Origin of the sequence: Tropicimonas marinistellae (genome assembly GCF_001509585.1) — a bacterium.
GTDB classification, from domain to species: Bacteria; Pseudomonadota; Alphaproteobacteria; order Rhodobacterales; family Rhodobacteraceae; genus Tropicimonas; species Tropicimonas marinistellae.
On the sequence record NZ_LNCI01000013.1, the window covers coordinates 1 to 15,672 of the forward strand.

Genomic DNA, 15,672 nt, shown 5'->3' on the forward strand with positions numbered 1-15,672 from the left:
TACGCTCAAACTTTTCCTTTGCCATTTGCGTGGCGCCTCGTCGTTAGGGGGCTCCCTGCGGCCCGGTTCTACATCGCGCGCGAAGTATTGCGTATGGGCCGGAAAATCAAGCGCCTTCGGCGTGCCGGGCGCGGAAAGACAGCCGCGAAGCGGCCAATCCGCCTGCCGCGCCCCCGGCGCCCGCGCGGGCTAGAAAAACGCGCCGAAAATCTCGCGATCTTCCGCGAACATCTCGTCGACGCGCTGCCGGTCAGCCTCGGTCAGCTCCGCGGCCGCGGCCCGGCTCCGGCTTTTCTGCGAATGGCGCAGGTCCGGGACATCGCCGACGATCGCGCGCACGTAGTCGCAAAGATCGGGCAGTTCGCGCAACGAGAACAGGCGGTCGAAATAGGCCGGGTCGCGCCCGAGAAAATGCGACAGCGGCTGCGAATGGTGCCGGATACCGGGCGCCGCATTCTGGTACAGGGGAAGGTCCTGGATGAACTGCCCGACCGTCGGCATCGAGGGCATGTCACGCTCCTCGAGGAACGCCGCGGAACCCGGCCGCTCCAGAAGACGCTCGTCCACGACCTTGTTGGCATAACACGAAACCACGCGGTCGACCGGATCGCGGACGACGGCGATCTTGCGGTGACCGCGCATCTGTTTCTTTTGCAGCGCGTCGAATGCCACGCTCTTGGCAAATTGGTGAATGTAGTAGCTGTGGCCGTTCAGCCTGAATCGCCGGAATTCGAACCCGTTGCTGATTTGGAAGAAAAAATGCTTCAGCGACGTGCATCCGCATTTCGGCACGCTCACATAGGTCAGCGCGTGCTTGGGCAGGTAAATCGTCATGGCCTAGTTCCTGGGAGTATTCGGAGTACCGACACCAGGCCCGGCAGACCTGCGCGGTTGTTCATTCCGGCGCGACACCGGTCACTCTTTCCGTTCAAACCAACCCTCGTTTTCCCGCATCCACTGCTCGATCTGGTAGGCTGCATTCGCCGACAGGTTGGCAACCTGCTCGGACTTGCTCTTGGTCAGCCCCGACCCGACAACGAAGTTCTCGTCCACCGATTCAAAAATCGTGAACTGGCGCGGTTCCGCGTTGATCTTCCCGCCGGCGGCATCGTCCCAGATCGACGCCTCGATCACCATCACCGATTTCGGCGCCATCACCACCGGCACACCGGGGACGGCCACCGAATAGCCAAGCACCGCGACGGCGATATGATAGAACTGGTCGCCCGGGTACCCGGAGAACCGCTGCTCCAGGGCGCTCTTCATGGCGCTCTCCCACTCGTCGATCGACACGTCGCGGGAGGGTTGAACGCGCTGCACATTGTCGGCCACGACAACGACGTGGCCCAACTTGAACGCTCCGAGCGGATCCCGCTCCGCCATACCGGCCATGTCCGACGTATTCGCACACCCCGCGAGCAACGCGGCGGCGGACAGAGTAAAGAGGCGTCGGGAGAGTGCTTTCATCTTGGGCTCACGGCTGGCGTCGGGCGCATCGTCCATCCGCAATAGCCGAGCCACTGGCGAGGTGCAATTTCACCTTCGGACTTTCGCCTGTCCGCAGGCGGGTTTATGTCTGCCGGGCAACATGGAGGAACCGGATGAGTGACGCGGGATTCGTCGGGCGGCTGCGCCTTGGAGTGAACATCGACCATGTTGCGACGGTGCGGAACGCGCGCGGTGGCGCCGTCCCCGATCCGCTGCGCGCGGCCCGGCTCGCCGAAGCCGCAGGCGCCGACGGCATCACGGCGCACCTGCGCGAGGACCGCCGCCACGTCACCGATACCGATATCGAGGGGCTCGCGCGCGACCTGACCGTGCCGCTCAATTTCGAAATGGCAGCAACCGAGGAGATGCAGGCCATCGCCCTGCGCCATCGCCCCCATGCCGTCTGCATCGTTCCCGAAAAGCGCGAGGAACGGACGACCGAAGGCGGGCTCGAGGTCGCGCAGGACGAAAACCGGCTGGCGCATTTCATCGCGCCGCTGCGGGATGCCGGCATACGGGTGTCGATTTTCATCGCCGCCGACGCCCGGCAGATCGAAGCCGCCCACCGGATCGGCGCGGCCGTGGTGGAACTCCACACCGGCGCATATTGCGATGCCCATGCCGAAGGCCGGTTCGACGACCGCGACGCGGAACTTGAACGCCTCCGCAAGATGTCCGCCTTCGCCCATTCGCTCGGGCTCGAAGTGCACGCCGGACATGGGCTCACCTATGACACCGTGCAGCCGATTGCGGCCTTCCCGGAGGTCGTGGAACTCAACATCGGCCATTTCCTCGTGGGCGAAGCGATTTTCGTGGGGCTGGAAGCGTCGATCCACGAAATGCGGCGGCTGATGGACGCGGCGCGCGACTAGCGCGGCGCCGCTCCTGCCTTACGCGCCCAGGCCGCTGGCCGCGAGCTCCCCCTTGATCCAGCGGCGAAACGCCCGCTGTGGCGCGGTGCGCGGCCCCTCTGCCCCGGTGATCAGCCAGTAGGCGAAGCCGCTCGGCCGGCGGCAGCCGGGGAACGGCTCGGCAAGGTTGCCCCGGTCCAGCTGGTCCTGTGCCAGCGTCTCCCAGGCCAGAAACACACCTGCACCCGTCATGACCGCGTCCAGGCACATCCCCGCGTCGGAAAAGGCCGGGCCATCCCGCAGGATCTCGCTGGTCAGCCCTTCGGGTCCGAGCCAGTCGGCCCAGTCAAACATCGTCCCGTCGTCGCGCACCACCGGAACCTTCGCCAGATCGGCCGGCACGGAAAGGCGCTCCGCCGTCGCCCTGGAGCAGACGGGAAACACGCGGTGGCTCAGCAATCGTTCCGCTGTCACCCCCGGCCAGCCGCCGCGCCCGACGCGGATGCAGAGGTCGATATCGGCAATATCCGGGTTGAGGTGCTCGGAATCGGCCGACAGGCGCACCTTGATGTCCGGATATTGCTCCGAGAACCGCGCCAGCCGATAGACGAGCCACCGGGCGGCAAAGATCGGCGGTGCGGAAATGGTCAGCCGCGCATCCGCGCGTTCGAATCCGCGCCCGACTGCCTTGGCAATGCGCGCGAACCCCGCGGAAAGGTGGGCAGACACCTCGACGCCGAGGTCGGTCGGCACCATGCCCGTCTGGCGGCGGTCAAAGAGCTTCGCGCCGAAGATCCGTTCCACGCGCATGACCTGCTGGCTCACCGCCCCCGGCGTCACGCCAAGTTCCGCGGCCGCACGGGACAACGAGCCGCAACGGGCCACCGTCTCCACGGCGCGCAGTCCGGACAAGGGAATACGGTTCAGAGTATCCATATAGAAATACTAAACCCTCCTTGAGCGCGTTTCGATCATCTGTTGCGGTTTATCGGGCATATTCTCTGAGACATGAAGCATGCACTTTCAACTTTTCTCAAGTTCCTCCGGACCCGCGCCATACCGGCGCGCGCCCCCTGCCCCGATCCTGCCGATCACCCGGCTCTGAAGAATATGTCCCTGCGCGAACTTGCGGATCTGCCCATGCCGCGGCCCGCATCGGCCGAGTTCGATAGCTGTTGACGGCCCGGCTCGTTTGACCCACCAAAGGGCATGATCCTGGGCATCGGCACCGACCTTGCGAATATCGAGCGTATTGCCGGCACGCTGGAGCGTTTCGGCGACCGGTTCCGCAACCGCGTCTTCACCGAGATCGAACAGCGAAAGGCAGAGCGGCGGGCCGATACTCCCGGCACCTATGCAAAACGCTGGGCGGCGAAGGAGGCCTGCTCGAAGGCGCTCGGAACCGGCCTCCGGATGGGCATTGCCTGGAAGGATATGGCGGTCAGCAACCTCGAAACCGGCCAGCCGGTCATGACCGTCACCGGATGGGCCGCGGAACGTCTGGCAGAGATGACCCCGCCCGGCCACGAGGCGATCATCCACGTCACGCTGACCGACGATCATCCCTGGGCGCAGGCCTTCGTGGTTATCGAAGCCCGCCCCCTGGCCCCGGCGGGCTGACGCGCGCGCCCCCCGGTAATCGGCCGAAGGCCGGCGAAACTCGGCGCTTCGCGCCGGTCAGCCGGTGTGGAAAAGCAGGGGCGGCACACCCACCGGGGCCGTGCCTGAGTGGGTTCCGGCCCGCCCCGGCCCGCGCGAGCCGCTTGACAGTCTCACCTCCCCTGCCCATGAAGCGCCGTGTCCGATGCAACGGACAGGACAGGCATGAGCAGGACAAAACATGGGCAACGCGGTCGAAGGCATCTGGGAAACGATCAAGACGGTCTTCTGGGCCCTTGTGATCGCGGGCGTATTCAGAACGCTGTTCTTCCAGCCCTTCTGGATTCCCTCCGGCTCGATGAAGGACACGCTGCTCATCGGTGACTTCCTGTTCGTCAACAAGATGGCCTACGGCTATTCCCGCTACTCCTGCCCCCTCGGGCTCTGCCCGATCGACGGGCGGCTGCTCGGCTCCGAGCCGGAGCGCGGCGACGTGGTGGTCTTCCGCCACCCGGTCAACGAGACCGACTTCATCAAGCGGCTGATCGGCCTGCCCGGCGACCGGGTCCAGATGAAGGACGGCGTGCTGCACATCAACGACGCGCCGGTGCAGATGGATCCCGACGGCCTCTTCATCGAGGAAATGGCGCCGCAAGGCCCCCAACAGCTCATGCCGCGCTGCGCGAACGGGCCGGTCGGGGCTGGCGGCACCTGCGAGAAGCAACGCTACACCGAGACCCTGCCCAACGGCGTCAGCCACTCGATCCTGGATATCGGCCTCGGCCCCAATGACAACACCCCGGTCTTCACCGTGCCCGAGGGCCATTACTTCTTCATGGGCGACAACCGCGACAATTCCACCGACAGCCGGGTGAACCAGCTCGCCCGCGGCGTCGGCATGGTCCCGGCCGAGAACCTCATCGGCCGCGCCGACCGGATCATGTTCTCCTCCGCCGGCCGCTCGCTCTTCTTCGTCTGGACCTGGCGCGCGGACCGTTTCTTCAAGAGGATCGATTGAAGCTCTCGGCGGATCTGAAAGATTTCGAACAGCGCCTCGGGCACCGGTTCACCCGCCCCGAGCTGCTGGTGCGCGCGCTGACACACCCCTCTCTCGCCTCGCAGACCCGGCCGTCCAACCAGCGGCTCGAATTCCTCGGCGACCGCGTGCTGAACCTGGTGATCGCCGAAGCGCTCTTCCGGCACGACCGGCTGGCCGACGAGGGCCAGCTCGCGCCGCGCTACAACGTGCTCGTGCGCAAGGAGACCTGTGCCGATGTCGCCCGCCAGATCGACCTCGGAGCGGCGCTGAAGCTCGGACGCTCGGAAATGATGTCCGGCGGCCGGCGCAAGAACGCCCTGCTGGGCGACGCCATGGAGGCGGTCATCGCGGCGATCTACCTCGACGGTGGGCTGGAGGCCGCCAAACCCATCGTGCTCCGGCTCTGGGGAAAGCGCATCGAAGCCGCGGAAGATCAGGCGCGCGATCCCAAGACGGCGCTGCAGGAATGGGCGCAGGCACGCGGCATGCCGCCGCCGCGCTACGTGGAAACGGCGCGCTCCGGGCCCGACCACGCGCCGCAATTCACCATCGCCGCGCGGCTCGAAAACGGCGAGGAGGAAATCGCCACCGCCGGTTCCAAGCGGCAGGCCGAACAGGTGGCGGCAACCGCGCTGCTCTCCCGGCTCGAAGGCGACTAGGCCCGGACGGGCATGGAGTGCCCCGCCTCGCGGGCACGGGTGCGGGTGCGGCCGTGCCGGGCCGGACCGTCACCTGCGACAAGATGAGTAAATGATATATCTTTGATGCGACATATATCGACCCGTGTCGATACCCGCTGCCCGTGCAGGGCGGCGCAACGTTTTCACGGGAGATCCAGATGTCCAACGACCAGACGATCCAGAACCTCCAGACCGCGCTGGAGATGGAAATGACCGCCGCCCACCAATACCAGTTGCATGCGCAGGTGCTCGACGACTGGGGGCTCAACCTGCTGGCGGCAAAGATGCGCGAGGAGATGCAGGAGGAGATCGGCCATTCCGACCTCTTCATGGAGCGCATCATCTACCTCGGCGGCACCCCCGAGCTGCGTTTCCAGAAACAGCCGAAACGCGCGGAGACGCTCCAGGAGATGTTCGAAATGGACGCCGCCGACGAGCAGGAGGCGATCGAGGTCTACACCAAGGGCGCCCAGCAGGCCGGCGAAGTCGGCGACATCGGCAGCCGGGTGCTGTTCGAGAAAATCGTGCTCGACGAGGAAGGCCACAAGGGCTGGCTCGACCTGCAACTCAGCCTGCTCGCACGGCTCGGCGAGCGAGCCTTCAGCGCGAAGTGGATCGCGTTGGGTGACACAGGGGCCGCGCCGGCGGAGGCGTAACTCCGCCAGACTCCGGCTCGCTGCAGGCCGCGATCACGCGGCCTTGCGTCCGCGCGACCGGCGGCGGGGGCGTCGCTTCGCACCGGCATTGCCGCCCGCGCCCTTGCCAGCCTTGCCACCCCGGCGCGGCGCCGGCGCGTCGCCGCCGCCCCAACGGGTGCCGCCATGCACCGGGATCTCGCGGCCCATGGTCTTCTGGATCGCCTTCAGCTCCGACATCTCCGCCGGCGCGCAATAAGCAACGGCCCGGCCATCCCGCCCGGCGCGCGCCGTGCGGCCGATCCGGTGCACGTAATTGTCCGGCACGTTCGGCAGGTCGTAGTTGTAGACGTGCCGCACGCCGGGAATGTCGAGCCCCCGCGCCGCCACGTCGGTGGCCACCAGCACCTTCAGCTTGCCCGCCTTGAAGGCGTCGATGGCGCGCTGCCGCTGCCCCTGGGACTTGTTGCCGTGAATCGCATCGACCGCGTAGCCCGCCCCGTCCAGCGCCTTCATCAGCCGGTTTGCACCGTGCTTGGTGCGCGTGAAAACGAGTGCGAGCTCTTCGCGGTGCGCGTCGAGATGCTCGATCAGCAGCGGCGTCTTGCCGGCCTGCTCGACGAAGTGCAGCCCCTGGTCGATCTTGTCCGCCGGCTTGCCCGGCGGTGCCACCTCCACGCGCACGGCGTCGGTCAGGTAGGTGCGCGACAGCTCTTCCATCAGCTTCGGCATGGTGGCCGAGAACATCATCGTCTGCCGCTGCTTCGACAACAGCGGCGCGATCCGGCGCAGGGCATGGATGAACCCCATGTCGAGCATCTGGTCGGCCTCGTCGAGCACCAGGAACTGCGTCTGGTCGAGCCGCACGGTCTTGCGCTCGATATGGTCGATCAGCCGCCCCGGCGTCGCCACCAGCAGGTCGGTGCCCCGATGCAGCCGGTTGGACTGCGCGTTGAGCGAGGCGCCGCCTACCACGAGATTGACCTTGAGGTGGGTGTCGCCGGTATAGGCAGCGAGATTGTCGGCGATCTGCTTGGCCAACTCGCGGGTCGGCGCCAGGATCAGGCCGCGCACCGTCTTCGGCTCGGGCTTGCTGCCGGCCTTGATCAGCCGATGCGCCATCGGCAGGCCGAAAGCGGCCGTCTTGCCGGTGCCGGTCTGGGCAATGCCCATCACGTCGCGCCCTTCCAGCGCGAGCGGAATCGCCTGTTTCTGGATCGGCGTCGGGTCGGTGATGCCCTGCTCGGCAAGGCGTCGGACGAGGCGGGGCTGCAGCCCCATGGTGTCGAAAGTCATAAGCGTAGAATCCTAGGGCCGAACGGCGATACCGCGGCCGGAGTTGGTCGCCGCCTCACCCCGAACGGGCGGACGGTCGCATTGGGGTTGCGCGACATGCGGGCCGGGGGCCGGATTGCCCGAACGGCCGTCATCGCGCCGGACCCCTGCGTGACGTGGGAACCTGGGAAGATGGTGTCGTTTCGCGCCAACCGCTTCGGGTGGCTGCTTGTTGCTCACGCGGCAGAAACGACCCGCCGCACATGCGGGCTGCCAGCGGACAAGTCAAGGCTTTTCGCGTAAACGCATCTTGCGCGCTGGCGCTTTTTCGCACGATCCGCTAGACCCGGTGCCTGCATTCGAGGTCTTCACCCATGAGCACATTATGAGCACACGTTGCGGATTCGTCGCCCTGATCGGGGAGCCCAACGCCGGCAAGTCGACGTTGATGAACCACATGGTCGGGGCAAAGGTCTCGATCGTCACCCACAAGGTGCAGACGACCCGCGCGCGCATCCGGGGCGTGGCGATCGAGGGCGACGCGCAAATCGTCTTCGTCGATACGCCCGGCCTCTTCCGGCCGCGCCGCAGGCTCGACCGCGCCATGGTGGCCGCGGCCTGGGGCGGCGCGGCGGATGCCGATCTGGTGGTGCTGCTGATCGAGGCGCACCGCGGCCTGACCGACGGCGTCCGGGCGATTGTCGAGGCGCTCAACGAGCGCGGCGGCACGCAGCCCGTGGCGCTGGCGATCAACAAGATCGACAAGGTGAAATCCGAGACCCTGCTGGCACTCACGCAGGAGATGAACGACGCCTACCCGTTCCAGCAAACCTTCCTGATCTCCGCCGAGAAGGGCTACGGCGTGCAGGATCTGCGCAACTGGCTGGCCGAGAGCCTGCCCGGCGGGCCGTGGCTCTACCCGGAAGACCAGATCGCCGATCTGCCGATGCGGATGATCGCCGCCGAGATGACGCGCGAGAAGCTCACCCTGCGGCTGCACCAGGAGCTTCCCTACCAGCTCACCGTGGAGACCGAGAACTGGGAGGAGCGCAAGGACGGCTCGGCGCGGATCGACCAGGTGATCTATGTCGCCCGCGACGGGCACAAGGGGATCGTGCTCGGCAAGAAGGGCGAGACGATCAAGGCCGTGAGCCAGGCGGCGCGCGCGGAACTGGAGGAATTCCTCGACCGGAAAATCCACCTGTTCCTGCAGGTGAAGGTGCGCCCGGGCTGGCTCGAGGAGGCCGAGCGCTATTCCGAGATGGGGCTGGATTTCAAGGACGGCAACGCGTGAGCCGACTGGCCGCGAGCCTCTGGGTGCAGGCCTACCTGATGCGGCTGCAAATCGAGGCGATCCCGGCCTATGTGCTGGCCCACGGCGACGACACCGCCGGCGCGATCCTGGTGAAACTCGCCCCGCGCGACGGCACCGCGCGGCTCTTCCAGCGGGTGATGGCGATGGACGGCTCGCGGCCCTGGGACGTGCTGGCCGAGGGGGCGGAGGACGAGGTCGACGCGGCCATCGCGCGGCAGCGCCGCTCCGACCCGGATCTCTGGGTGATCGAGGTCGAAAGCCCGGCCGGGCGCCACATGCTGGACGAACCGGGCCTGGAGTGACAGGCTGCGCCGGAGTTTTCTTGCCTCCGGCGGGGATATTTCCGGACAGAAGAAGGGCGCGATGGACTGGCGGGACGAAGGCGCGTTGCTGGCGGTACGGCCGCATGGCGAGAGTGCCGCGATCATCGAGGTCTTCACCGCCGCGCATGGCCGCCACGCCGGCGTGGTGCGCGGCGGCGCCTCGCGGCGGATGGCGCCGGTGCTGCAGCCCGGCGCTCAGCTCTCGGTGGAATGGCGGGCGCGGCTGGAGGATCATCTCGGCGCCTACCGGGTGGAGTTGCTGCGCTCCCGCGCCGGGGCGGTCATGGCGGAGCGGCGGGCGCTTTACGCGCTCGGGGCCGCCTGCGCGCTCCTGAGCTTCGCGCTGCCCGAGCGGGAGCCGCATTCCGGGCTCTACGGCGCGACCCAGCATCTCTTCGATGCCTTTGGCACCGATCCGCGCTGGCCGGCGCTCTACCTGCTCTGGGAGAAGGCCTTGCTGGAGGAGCTCGGCTTCGCGCTCGACCTCTCCGCCTGCGCGGCCACCGGCGCGACCGACGATCTGGTCTATGTCTCGCCGAAATCCGGCCGGGCGGTGAGCCGCGCGGGCGCCGGTCAATGGGCCGACCGGCTGCTGCCGCTGCCCGGCGCGTTGCGGGGGGAGCCGGTGAATGCGCCGGGCGACATACTGGAAGGATTGCGGACGACCGGCTATTTCCTGGAGCATTGGCTTGCACCGTCGCTCGGCGACCGCCCGCTTCCCCCGGCACGCGCGCGGTTCGTACATTACCTGGCACGCAACGAGGACCGGACATGAAACGTTTCGCGGAAATCCATGAGATGGCGCTCGCCCGCAAGGGCGCCGCCGAGCTGGAAGCCCTCCTGCCCGCGCCCCCCGCGCAGCCGCTGCGGGATCTGCCGGACGACCGCATCCTGTCGGATTTCACCAAGCGGATCTTCCAGGCCGGGTTCAACTGGGCGCTGATCGAAACCAAGTGGCCGGGCTTCGAGGAGGCGTTTCACGGCTTCGACATCGGCCGCAACGCGATGATGTCGGATGAGGATCTCGATGCGCATCTGAAGAACACCGCCATCGTGCGCAACGCCGCGAAGATCCTGACGGTGCGGGACAACGCCATCTTCCTCGGCGATCTGGCGCGGGAACACGGGTCGGCCGCCCGGTTCTTCGCCGATTGGCCGGTGGAGGATACCGTGGGGCTCTTCGAACTTCTCAAGAAACGCGGTGCGCGGCTCGGCGGGCTGACCGGGCAATATGCGCTGCGGTTTCTGGGCTACGACGCGCTCATCCTGTCGAAATCCGTCGTCGCCGGGCTCAACATGGCCGGCGCGATCGAGGGCGCGGCAACCTCCAAACGCGCGCAGCGCCAGGCGCAGGAGGCGTTCAACGCCTGGCACGCCGAAAGTGGTGCGCCCTATGCTGTCATCAGCCGGACACTGGCGCTCGCCGTTCCGGACTAGCCGCGCGTGCCGTGGCGAATGGCAGCATTGCCCGCGCGCCGCGCCGGCCGCAGGAGATGCATAACGAAACCGCAGACCGGGAGGCCCCCCGTGGAAGACATCTGGCTCGGCTATGCCAAACGTTTGCAGGCGCTCGCCGCCACCGGGCTGCATTACAGCCCCGACGCCTTCGATCAGGAACGGTTCGCCGAGATCGACACGATTTCCCGCGAGATGATCGCGCGCCTCGGCCAGGTGCCAATCGGCCACCTCAAGGGGCTCGCGGAACCGCACGAAGGCTATGCCACGCCCAAGATCGACATTCGGGCCGCTGTCTTCCGCGACGAGAGGATCCTGCTCGTGCGGGAGAAGGTGGACGGCAAATGGACGATGCCGGGCGGCTTTGCCGATATCGGCTACACCGCCGGCGATGTCGCGGTGAAGGAGACCTGGGAAGAAGCGACGCTCCGGGTCCGGATCGCGAAACTCTACGAGATCCGTCATCGGGCCAGGCAACCGGGCGAGCCCGATCACCGGGATTTCTACAAGCTGTTCTTCCTCTGCACGCCCGAGGATGACGCTCCCCCGCAGCCCGGCCCGGAGACCACCGACGCGCGGTTCTTCGAGACCGATGCGCTGCCGCCGATGTCCGTCGGCCGCTCGAACCCGAGAGACGTGGCGCGCGCACGTGAGCATCTCAATGCCCCGGAAACGCCGACCGACTGGGACTGACTGACCGGCCGCGCTCGGACGCGCATTCGGTCTCTCGCCAACGGAGCAAGCCGCGCGTCGACGGTCCGCGGGGCGGCGATGCTCGGATGGGTGCTGGTGCTTTATGCCCGTGTTCCTGGAAGACCTCGGAGCGTTGCGATGACGGTAACGTATCGCCGGCCCGTCCGGGCGGACCGGCGACGCGCGGCGGCCTGACGGCCTTGTTCCGCGCGGGAAGCGGAGTGCCGAGACGGGGTCTACGCTCGCGGTTTCGCATCCGGTCCAGCCGCGTCCCGTGCAAACCGCGCATCGGCGGTCCGGGGGGCGGCGACCGGCATTGGGCCAGCAGCGGTTTATCCGCGTTTTCCCGGAAGACCTGATAGCTTCGCGCAAGCGTCAACGTATCGCCGGCCCGTCCGGGCGGACCGGCGATGCGCGGCGGCCTGACGGCCTTGTTCCGCGCGGCGACAAAGGAGGAGATTCTGCGCCCGGTCATCCCGCCCGATGGCGACAGACATGCCAAGGCGCCGTCCCTATCCGCCCAGCAGCGAGCGCGCCAACAACAAGGCGTTGCCCGGATACTCCCCGATCCGGCGCACCGCATGGGGCCACCAGTTTTCGCCGAACGGCACGTAGAGCCGCACTTGCTCGCCCCGCCCGGCCAGCGCGCGGGCCACGTCCTCGCGCACGCCCAGCAGCATCTCGAATTCGTAGCTGCCCTTGGGCCAGCCGCCCGCTTCCGCCGCGGCAATCGCGTGGTCGTGCAACGCCGTGTCATGCGTCGCCACGATGGGGTAGAACCCTGCCGCCCGCGCCTCGGCGGAAAACATCGCATCCAGCAGCCGCCGATAGCTGTCCTTGATGTCCGGCGTCGTGGTGTAGGCAATCTCGCGCCCCTCGGCAAAGGCGCCCCGCACGAGCCGCACGCGGCTGCCGCGCGCTGCCTGTGCCGCCATGTCGGCCTCGGTTCGCCGCAGGTAGGCCTGCAATGTCAACGCGGTTGGCAGGCCGGCGTCCTGCAACGCGTCATGCATCGCGATGGTCGGGCCGGTGACGCTCGCGTCTTCCATGTCGAACATCAGGCAGGTTACGCCGCCGCGCCCGTCCGCCCGCTCGGCCATCGCCCGCGCGATGCGCTCGGCACGCGGCTGAACCAGCGACGGGTCGATCTGGTAGCCGATCTGGGTCGGATCGACGGAGACGTGGATATCGAGCGTCGTCGCGCCGAGCGCGTCGACCGCCGCCAGTTTCTGCGCGACGTTCTCTTCGACCAGGTCGAGCCGGTCGACATATTCGCCCATGTAGAAGAGGGAGGACCGGATGCCGGCCTCCTCCATCAGGCGCCGCGCCCGCGCCACGCCGTCGGCGGCCGTCTTTCCGGCGACGTATTTGTCGGCAAGGAAGGACGTCGCGCGCGAGGTTTGCATGAAGTGCTTGATCCGCGGCGACCGGGCCGCCGCGATCATGGACGATTGCCAGGCCCGTCTCAGCATACCCGCCTCTCCTGTCGCCGTGATGCGAGGCGACCCTATTGCCGCCTGCGCGCCGAGCGAAACGTGTCGGGATGCCGCGCCGCCGCCTCGCTGCCAGCCGCCGTCACCGGCACAGGTTAAGATCCGGTTAAAGAGATCTCGTAACCCATTGAAACATATGGGGCCGGACGGTGTCTCACGGTGAGACACCCAGGTCCGGCTCAGCCCAGCAGCCGCCGCGCGATCACCTGCGCCTGAATCTCTGCGGCCCCCTCGAAGATGTTCAGAATCCGCGCATCGCAAAGCACCCGGCTGATCGCATATTCCTGCGCGAAGCCGTTGCCGCCGTGGATCTGCAAGCCATTGTCCGCCGCCGCCCAGGCGACGCGCGCCCCCAGAAGCTTGGCCATGCCTGCCTCCAGGTCGCAACGCTGGTCGTGATCCTTCTCCCAGGCCGAGAAATAGGTCAACTGCCGGGCAATCATGATCTCCACCGCCATCATCGCCAGCTTGCCCGAAACACGCGGAAACTCGATCAACGCCTTTCCGAATTGCTTGCGATCCTGCGCGTATTGCATGGCGATATCGAGCGCCGACTGCGCCACGCCGATGGCACGGGCGGCGGTCTGGATGCGCGCCGCCTCGAAGGTCTTCATAAGCTGCTTGAAGCCCTGCCCCTCGACACCGCCGAGCAGGTTCTCGCCCTTGACGTGAAAATTGTCGAAGCCGAGCTCGTATTCCTTCATGCCGCGATAACCCAGCACCTCGATCTCACCGCCGGTCATGCCCTCGGTCGGGAAGGGGTCCTCATCCGTACCCGGCGTCTTCTCGGCCAGGAACATGGAGAGCCCCTTGTGATCGGTCGTGTCCGGATCGGTCCGGGCGAGCAGCGTCATCACATGGGTCCGCGCGGCATGGGTGATCCAGGTCTTGTTGCCGGTCACCGTGTAGTCGCCATTCTCGTCCTTCACCGCGCGGGTGCGCAGGGAACCGAGATCGGAGCCGGTGTTCGGCTCGGTGAAGACGGCGGTGGGCAGGATCTCGGCGCTGGCCAGCTTCGGAAGCCAGTGTTCCTTCTGCGCGTCCGTGCCGCCCGCCAGGATCAACTCGGCCGCGATTTCGGAACGCGTTCCGAGCGATCCGACCCCGATATAGCCCCGCGAAAGCTCCTCCGAGACGACAACCATCGAGGCTTTCGTGAGGCCGAAGCCGCCGAACTCCTCCGGAATGGTCAGGCCGAAAACCCCCATCTCGGCCAGTTCCTCGATGATCTCCATCGGGATCAACTCGTCCTTGAGGTGCCACTCGTGGGCATTCGGCTCCACACGTTCGACCGCGTAGCGGCGGAACTGCTCGCGGATCATCTCCAACTCGTCGTCGAGCCCGGTCGCGCCGACGGTGATATTCGCCGCCTGCTCCTGCATCAGCTCCACCAACCGCGTGCGCGCGCGCTGCGAATTGCCGTTCTGGCAGAGGCGCGTGATCTCGGTCGTGTGCAGCCGCTGCAGGTCCTCCAGCTCGTCCAGCCCCATGTCGCGCACCCGGACGATCTCCGTCTGGCTCATCGGGATGCCGCCCTGGATCTGCAGAAGATATTCGCCAAAGGCGATCTGGTGGAGGAGCTGTTCGATCTCGCCGAATTTCCCATCGGCCTCCAGACGTTCCGCCCAGGCCTGCATCTGGGTGAGCGACTGCGCATAGGTTGCCAGCCACGCCAGCGCATGGGCGGCGGTCTGGTTCTGTTCAAGAAGCGCGCCCGAGACCCGATCCCCGTCAACGACACGCGCCTTGACCGCCACTGTTGCGGCATCGACCAACTCGTTTACGGGTGAAATCGCCGCCCTCGTCAGCGTCAGCAGATCGTCGAGAATAGCGCTCCCGGCCTCCGCCTGGGGCAGGTCTTGTCCATCATGCGGCATGACTCGAATCCTTCATCTTCGCGTTCCGTAAGGACATAGGTTGTTTGCAGGTGCAGCGCAACATAATTTCAATTACGGCCGATATTTACACCCTTTATGTCTCGTTGGATTTTGCAAGTGCGAGATCGCAGCGGATCGGCTAAGGGCAGCCCATGATTGCAGCTTTGTCCGCCGACGGCCTCACCCCCGCGTTTCTGGCCCTTGCACTCGGCATCACGTTTGTCGCCGGTTTCGTGAAGGGAACCACCGGATTCGCCATGCCGATGATCATGATATCGGGCCTGGCATCCTTCCTGTCGCCCGAACTGGCGCTGGCCGGGCTGATTCTTCCGACATTGGTGACGAATGTGATGCAGGCATTGCGTGACGGCATTGCCGCCGCGTGGCGGGCGGTTCGCCGTTTCAGGATCTATTTCGCTGTTGGCGGCGCGTGCATCCTGCTGGCTGGGCAATTGGTGACAGCCTTGGACCCGCGCATTGTCTATGCCCTCATCGGCATTCCGATCACGGGGTTCGGGCTCCTGCAGATCGTGGGTTGGCGGCCGCGGATCGCGCCGGAGAACCAGCGGGTCGCAGAGGTCGGTCTGGGCGCGGCGTCCGGGATCGTCGGCGGTATTTCCGGCGTCTGGGGACCGCCGCTCGTGATGTACCTCACCGCGCTTGGCACGCCCAAAGCCGAACAGGTGCGCACGCAAGGCGTCGCCTTCGCTCTGGCTGCGGTGCTGTTGGTTGCCACACACCTGCAATCCGGCGTCCTGAACACGCGCACATTGCCCTTTTCCGGGCTCATGCTTGTGCCCGCCCTCGCGGGAATGTGGATCGGGCAAAGGGTTCAGGACGGGCTGGATCAGGAAATGTTCCGCAAGGCGACGCTTGTCGTTCTGATGCTGGCCGGGCTCAACCTGCTCCGCCGGGCAATCATGTGACCCCGCAAATCGCCGATAGGGCG

Annotated in this window: 17 protein-coding genes; 11 read left to right on the forward strand and 6 right to left on the reverse strand. The window is 66.6% G+C overall.

Features of this window, described 5'->3' with window-relative positions:
* Nucleotides 1–189: 189 nt before the first annotated feature.
* Complete coding sequence (locus ARC39_RS22000; RefSeq protein WP_068118022.1) at nt 190–834, reverse strand: sulfotransferase family 2 domain-containing protein; 645 nt, start codon at nt 832–834, stop codon at nt 190–192.
* 81 nt (nt 835–915) lie between these two features.
* The gene (locus tag ARC39_RS22005; RefSeq protein WP_149866520.1) at nt 916–1,467 is read right to left on the reverse strand and encodes a hypothetical protein; all 552 of its coding nucleotides are present in this window, start codon (nt 1,465–1,467) and stop codon (nt 916–918) included.
* A 134-nt stretch (nt 1,468–1,601) separates the two neighbouring features.
* Here ARC39_RS22005 and ARC39_RS22010 point away from each other — a divergent pair, with 134 nt between their 5' ends.
* Nucleotides 1,602–2,360: a pyridoxine 5'-phosphate synthase gene (locus ARC39_RS22010; RefSeq protein ID WP_068118028.1), complete on the forward strand. Its 759-nt coding sequence runs from the start codon at nt 1,602–1,604 to the stop codon at nt 2,358–2,360.
* Nucleotides 2,361–2,378: 18 nt separating this feature from the next.
* Here ARC39_RS22010 and ARC39_RS22015 read toward each other — a convergent pair whose 3' ends face one another.
* A complete protein-coding gene (locus tag ARC39_RS22015) occupies nt 2,379–3,275 on the reverse strand; it encodes a LysR substrate-binding domain-containing protein (RefSeq protein ID WP_068118032.1) in 897 nt (298 codons plus the stop codon).
* A 273-nt stretch (nt 3,276–3,548) separates the two neighbouring features.
* On the opposite strand from ARC39_RS22015, the gene acpS reads away from it, so the two are divergent.
* The 4 genes from acpS (at nt 3,549) to ARC39_RS22035 (ending at nt 6,313) form a co-directional block, all read left to right on the forward strand.
* Nucleotides 3,549–3,959, forward strand: a complete 411-nt coding sequence (gene acpS, locus ARC39_RS22020) for a holo-ACP synthase (RefSeq protein ID WP_068118035.1) — start codon at nt 3,549–3,551, stop codon at nt 3,957–3,959.
* A gap of 220 nt (nt 3,960–4,179) precedes the next feature.
* A complete protein-coding gene (gene lepB, locus ARC39_RS22025) occupies nt 4,180–4,956 on the forward strand; it encodes a signal peptidase I (protein WP_068118037.1) in 777 nt (258 codons plus the stop codon).
* Nucleotides 4,953–5,636: a ribonuclease III gene (gene rnc / locus ARC39_RS22030; protein ID WP_068118039.1), complete on the forward strand. Its 684-nt coding sequence runs from the start codon at nt 4,953–4,955 to the stop codon at nt 5,634–5,636. The genes lepB and rnc overlap by 4 nt, the downstream gene beginning before the upstream one ends.
* Before the next feature lie 179 nt (nt 5,637–5,815).
* The gene (locus tag ARC39_RS22035; RefSeq protein WP_068118041.1) at nt 5,816–6,313 is read left to right on the forward strand and encodes a bacterioferritin; all 498 of its coding nucleotides are present in this window, start codon (nt 5,816–5,818) and stop codon (nt 6,311–6,313) included.
* A 33-nt stretch (nt 6,314–6,346) separates the two neighbouring features.
* Here the strand turns inward: ARC39_RS22035 and ARC39_RS22040 are convergent, their stop codons facing one another.
* Nucleotides 6,347–7,588 carry a DEAD/DEAH box helicase gene (locus ARC39_RS22040; protein WP_068118047.1) on the reverse strand — a complete coding sequence of 414 codons (1,242 nt, stop codon included), beginning with the start codon at nt 7,586–7,588 and terminating at the stop codon, nt 6,347–6,349.
* A 364-nt stretch (nt 7,589–7,952) separates the two neighbouring features.
* Between ARC39_RS22040 and era the strand changes: the two genes are divergently transcribed.
* The 5 genes from era to ARC39_RS22065 all read left to right on the forward strand — a co-directional run bounded on the left by era (nt 7,953) and on the right by ARC39_RS22065 (nt 11,353).
* On the forward strand, nt 7,953–8,861 hold the full coding sequence (gene era / locus ARC39_RS22045) for a GTPase Era (RefSeq protein ID WP_068118048.1): 909 nt from the start codon (nt 7,953–7,955) through the stop codon (nt 8,859–8,861).
* Nucleotides 8,858–9,184, forward strand: coding sequence for a DUF1491 family protein (locus ARC39_RS22050; RefSeq protein WP_068118051.1), 327 nt, complete (start codon nt 8,858–8,860; stop codon nt 9,182–9,184). Before era ends, ARC39_RS22050 begins: the two co-directional genes overlap by 4 nt.
* A 61-nt stretch (nt 9,185–9,245) precedes the next feature.
* The gene (gene recO / locus ARC39_RS22055) at nt 9,246–9,980 is read left to right on the forward strand and encodes a DNA repair protein RecO (protein WP_068118056.1); all 735 of its coding nucleotides are present in this window, start codon (nt 9,246–9,248) and stop codon (nt 9,978–9,980) included.
* Nucleotides 9,977–10,642, forward strand: a complete 666-nt coding sequence (locus tag ARC39_RS22060) for a DNA-3-methyladenine glycosylase I (protein WP_068118060.1) — start codon at nt 9,977–9,979, stop codon at nt 10,640–10,642. The genes recO and ARC39_RS22060 overlap by 4 nt, the downstream gene beginning before the upstream one ends.
* 90 nt (nt 10,643–10,732) lie before the next feature.
* Nucleotides 10,733–11,353 (forward strand): NUDIX hydrolase, encoded by a 621-nt coding sequence (locus ARC39_RS22065; protein ID WP_068118066.1) that lies wholly within the window; start codon nt 10,733–10,735, stop codon nt 11,351–11,353.
* 512 nt (nt 11,354–11,865) lie between these two features.
* Here ARC39_RS22065 and ARC39_RS22070 read toward each other — a convergent pair.
* Both ARC39_RS22070 and ARC39_RS22075 read right to left on the reverse strand, forming a co-directional pair.
* Nucleotides 11,866–12,825 carry a proline dehydrogenase family protein gene (locus ARC39_RS22070; RefSeq protein WP_078059416.1) on the reverse strand — a complete coding sequence of 320 codons (960 nt, stop codon included), beginning with the start codon at nt 12,823–12,825 and terminating at the stop codon, nt 11,866–11,868.
* Between the two features lie 200 nt (nt 12,826–13,025).
* Nucleotides 13,026–14,723 carry an acyl-CoA dehydrogenase family protein gene (locus ARC39_RS22075; protein ID WP_068118068.1) on the reverse strand — a complete coding sequence of 566 codons (1,698 nt, stop codon included), beginning with the start codon at nt 14,721–14,723 and terminating at the stop codon, nt 13,026–13,028.
* Between the two features lie 152 nt (nt 14,724–14,875).
* On the opposite strand from ARC39_RS22075, the gene ARC39_RS22080 reads away from it, so the two are divergent.
* Nucleotides 14,876–15,649 carry a sulfite exporter TauE/SafE family protein gene (locus tag ARC39_RS22080; RefSeq protein WP_068118071.1) on the forward strand — a complete coding sequence of 258 codons (774 nt, stop codon included), beginning with the start codon at nt 14,876–14,878 and terminating at the stop codon, nt 15,647–15,649.
* Nucleotides 15,650–15,672: the final 23 nt, after the last annotated feature.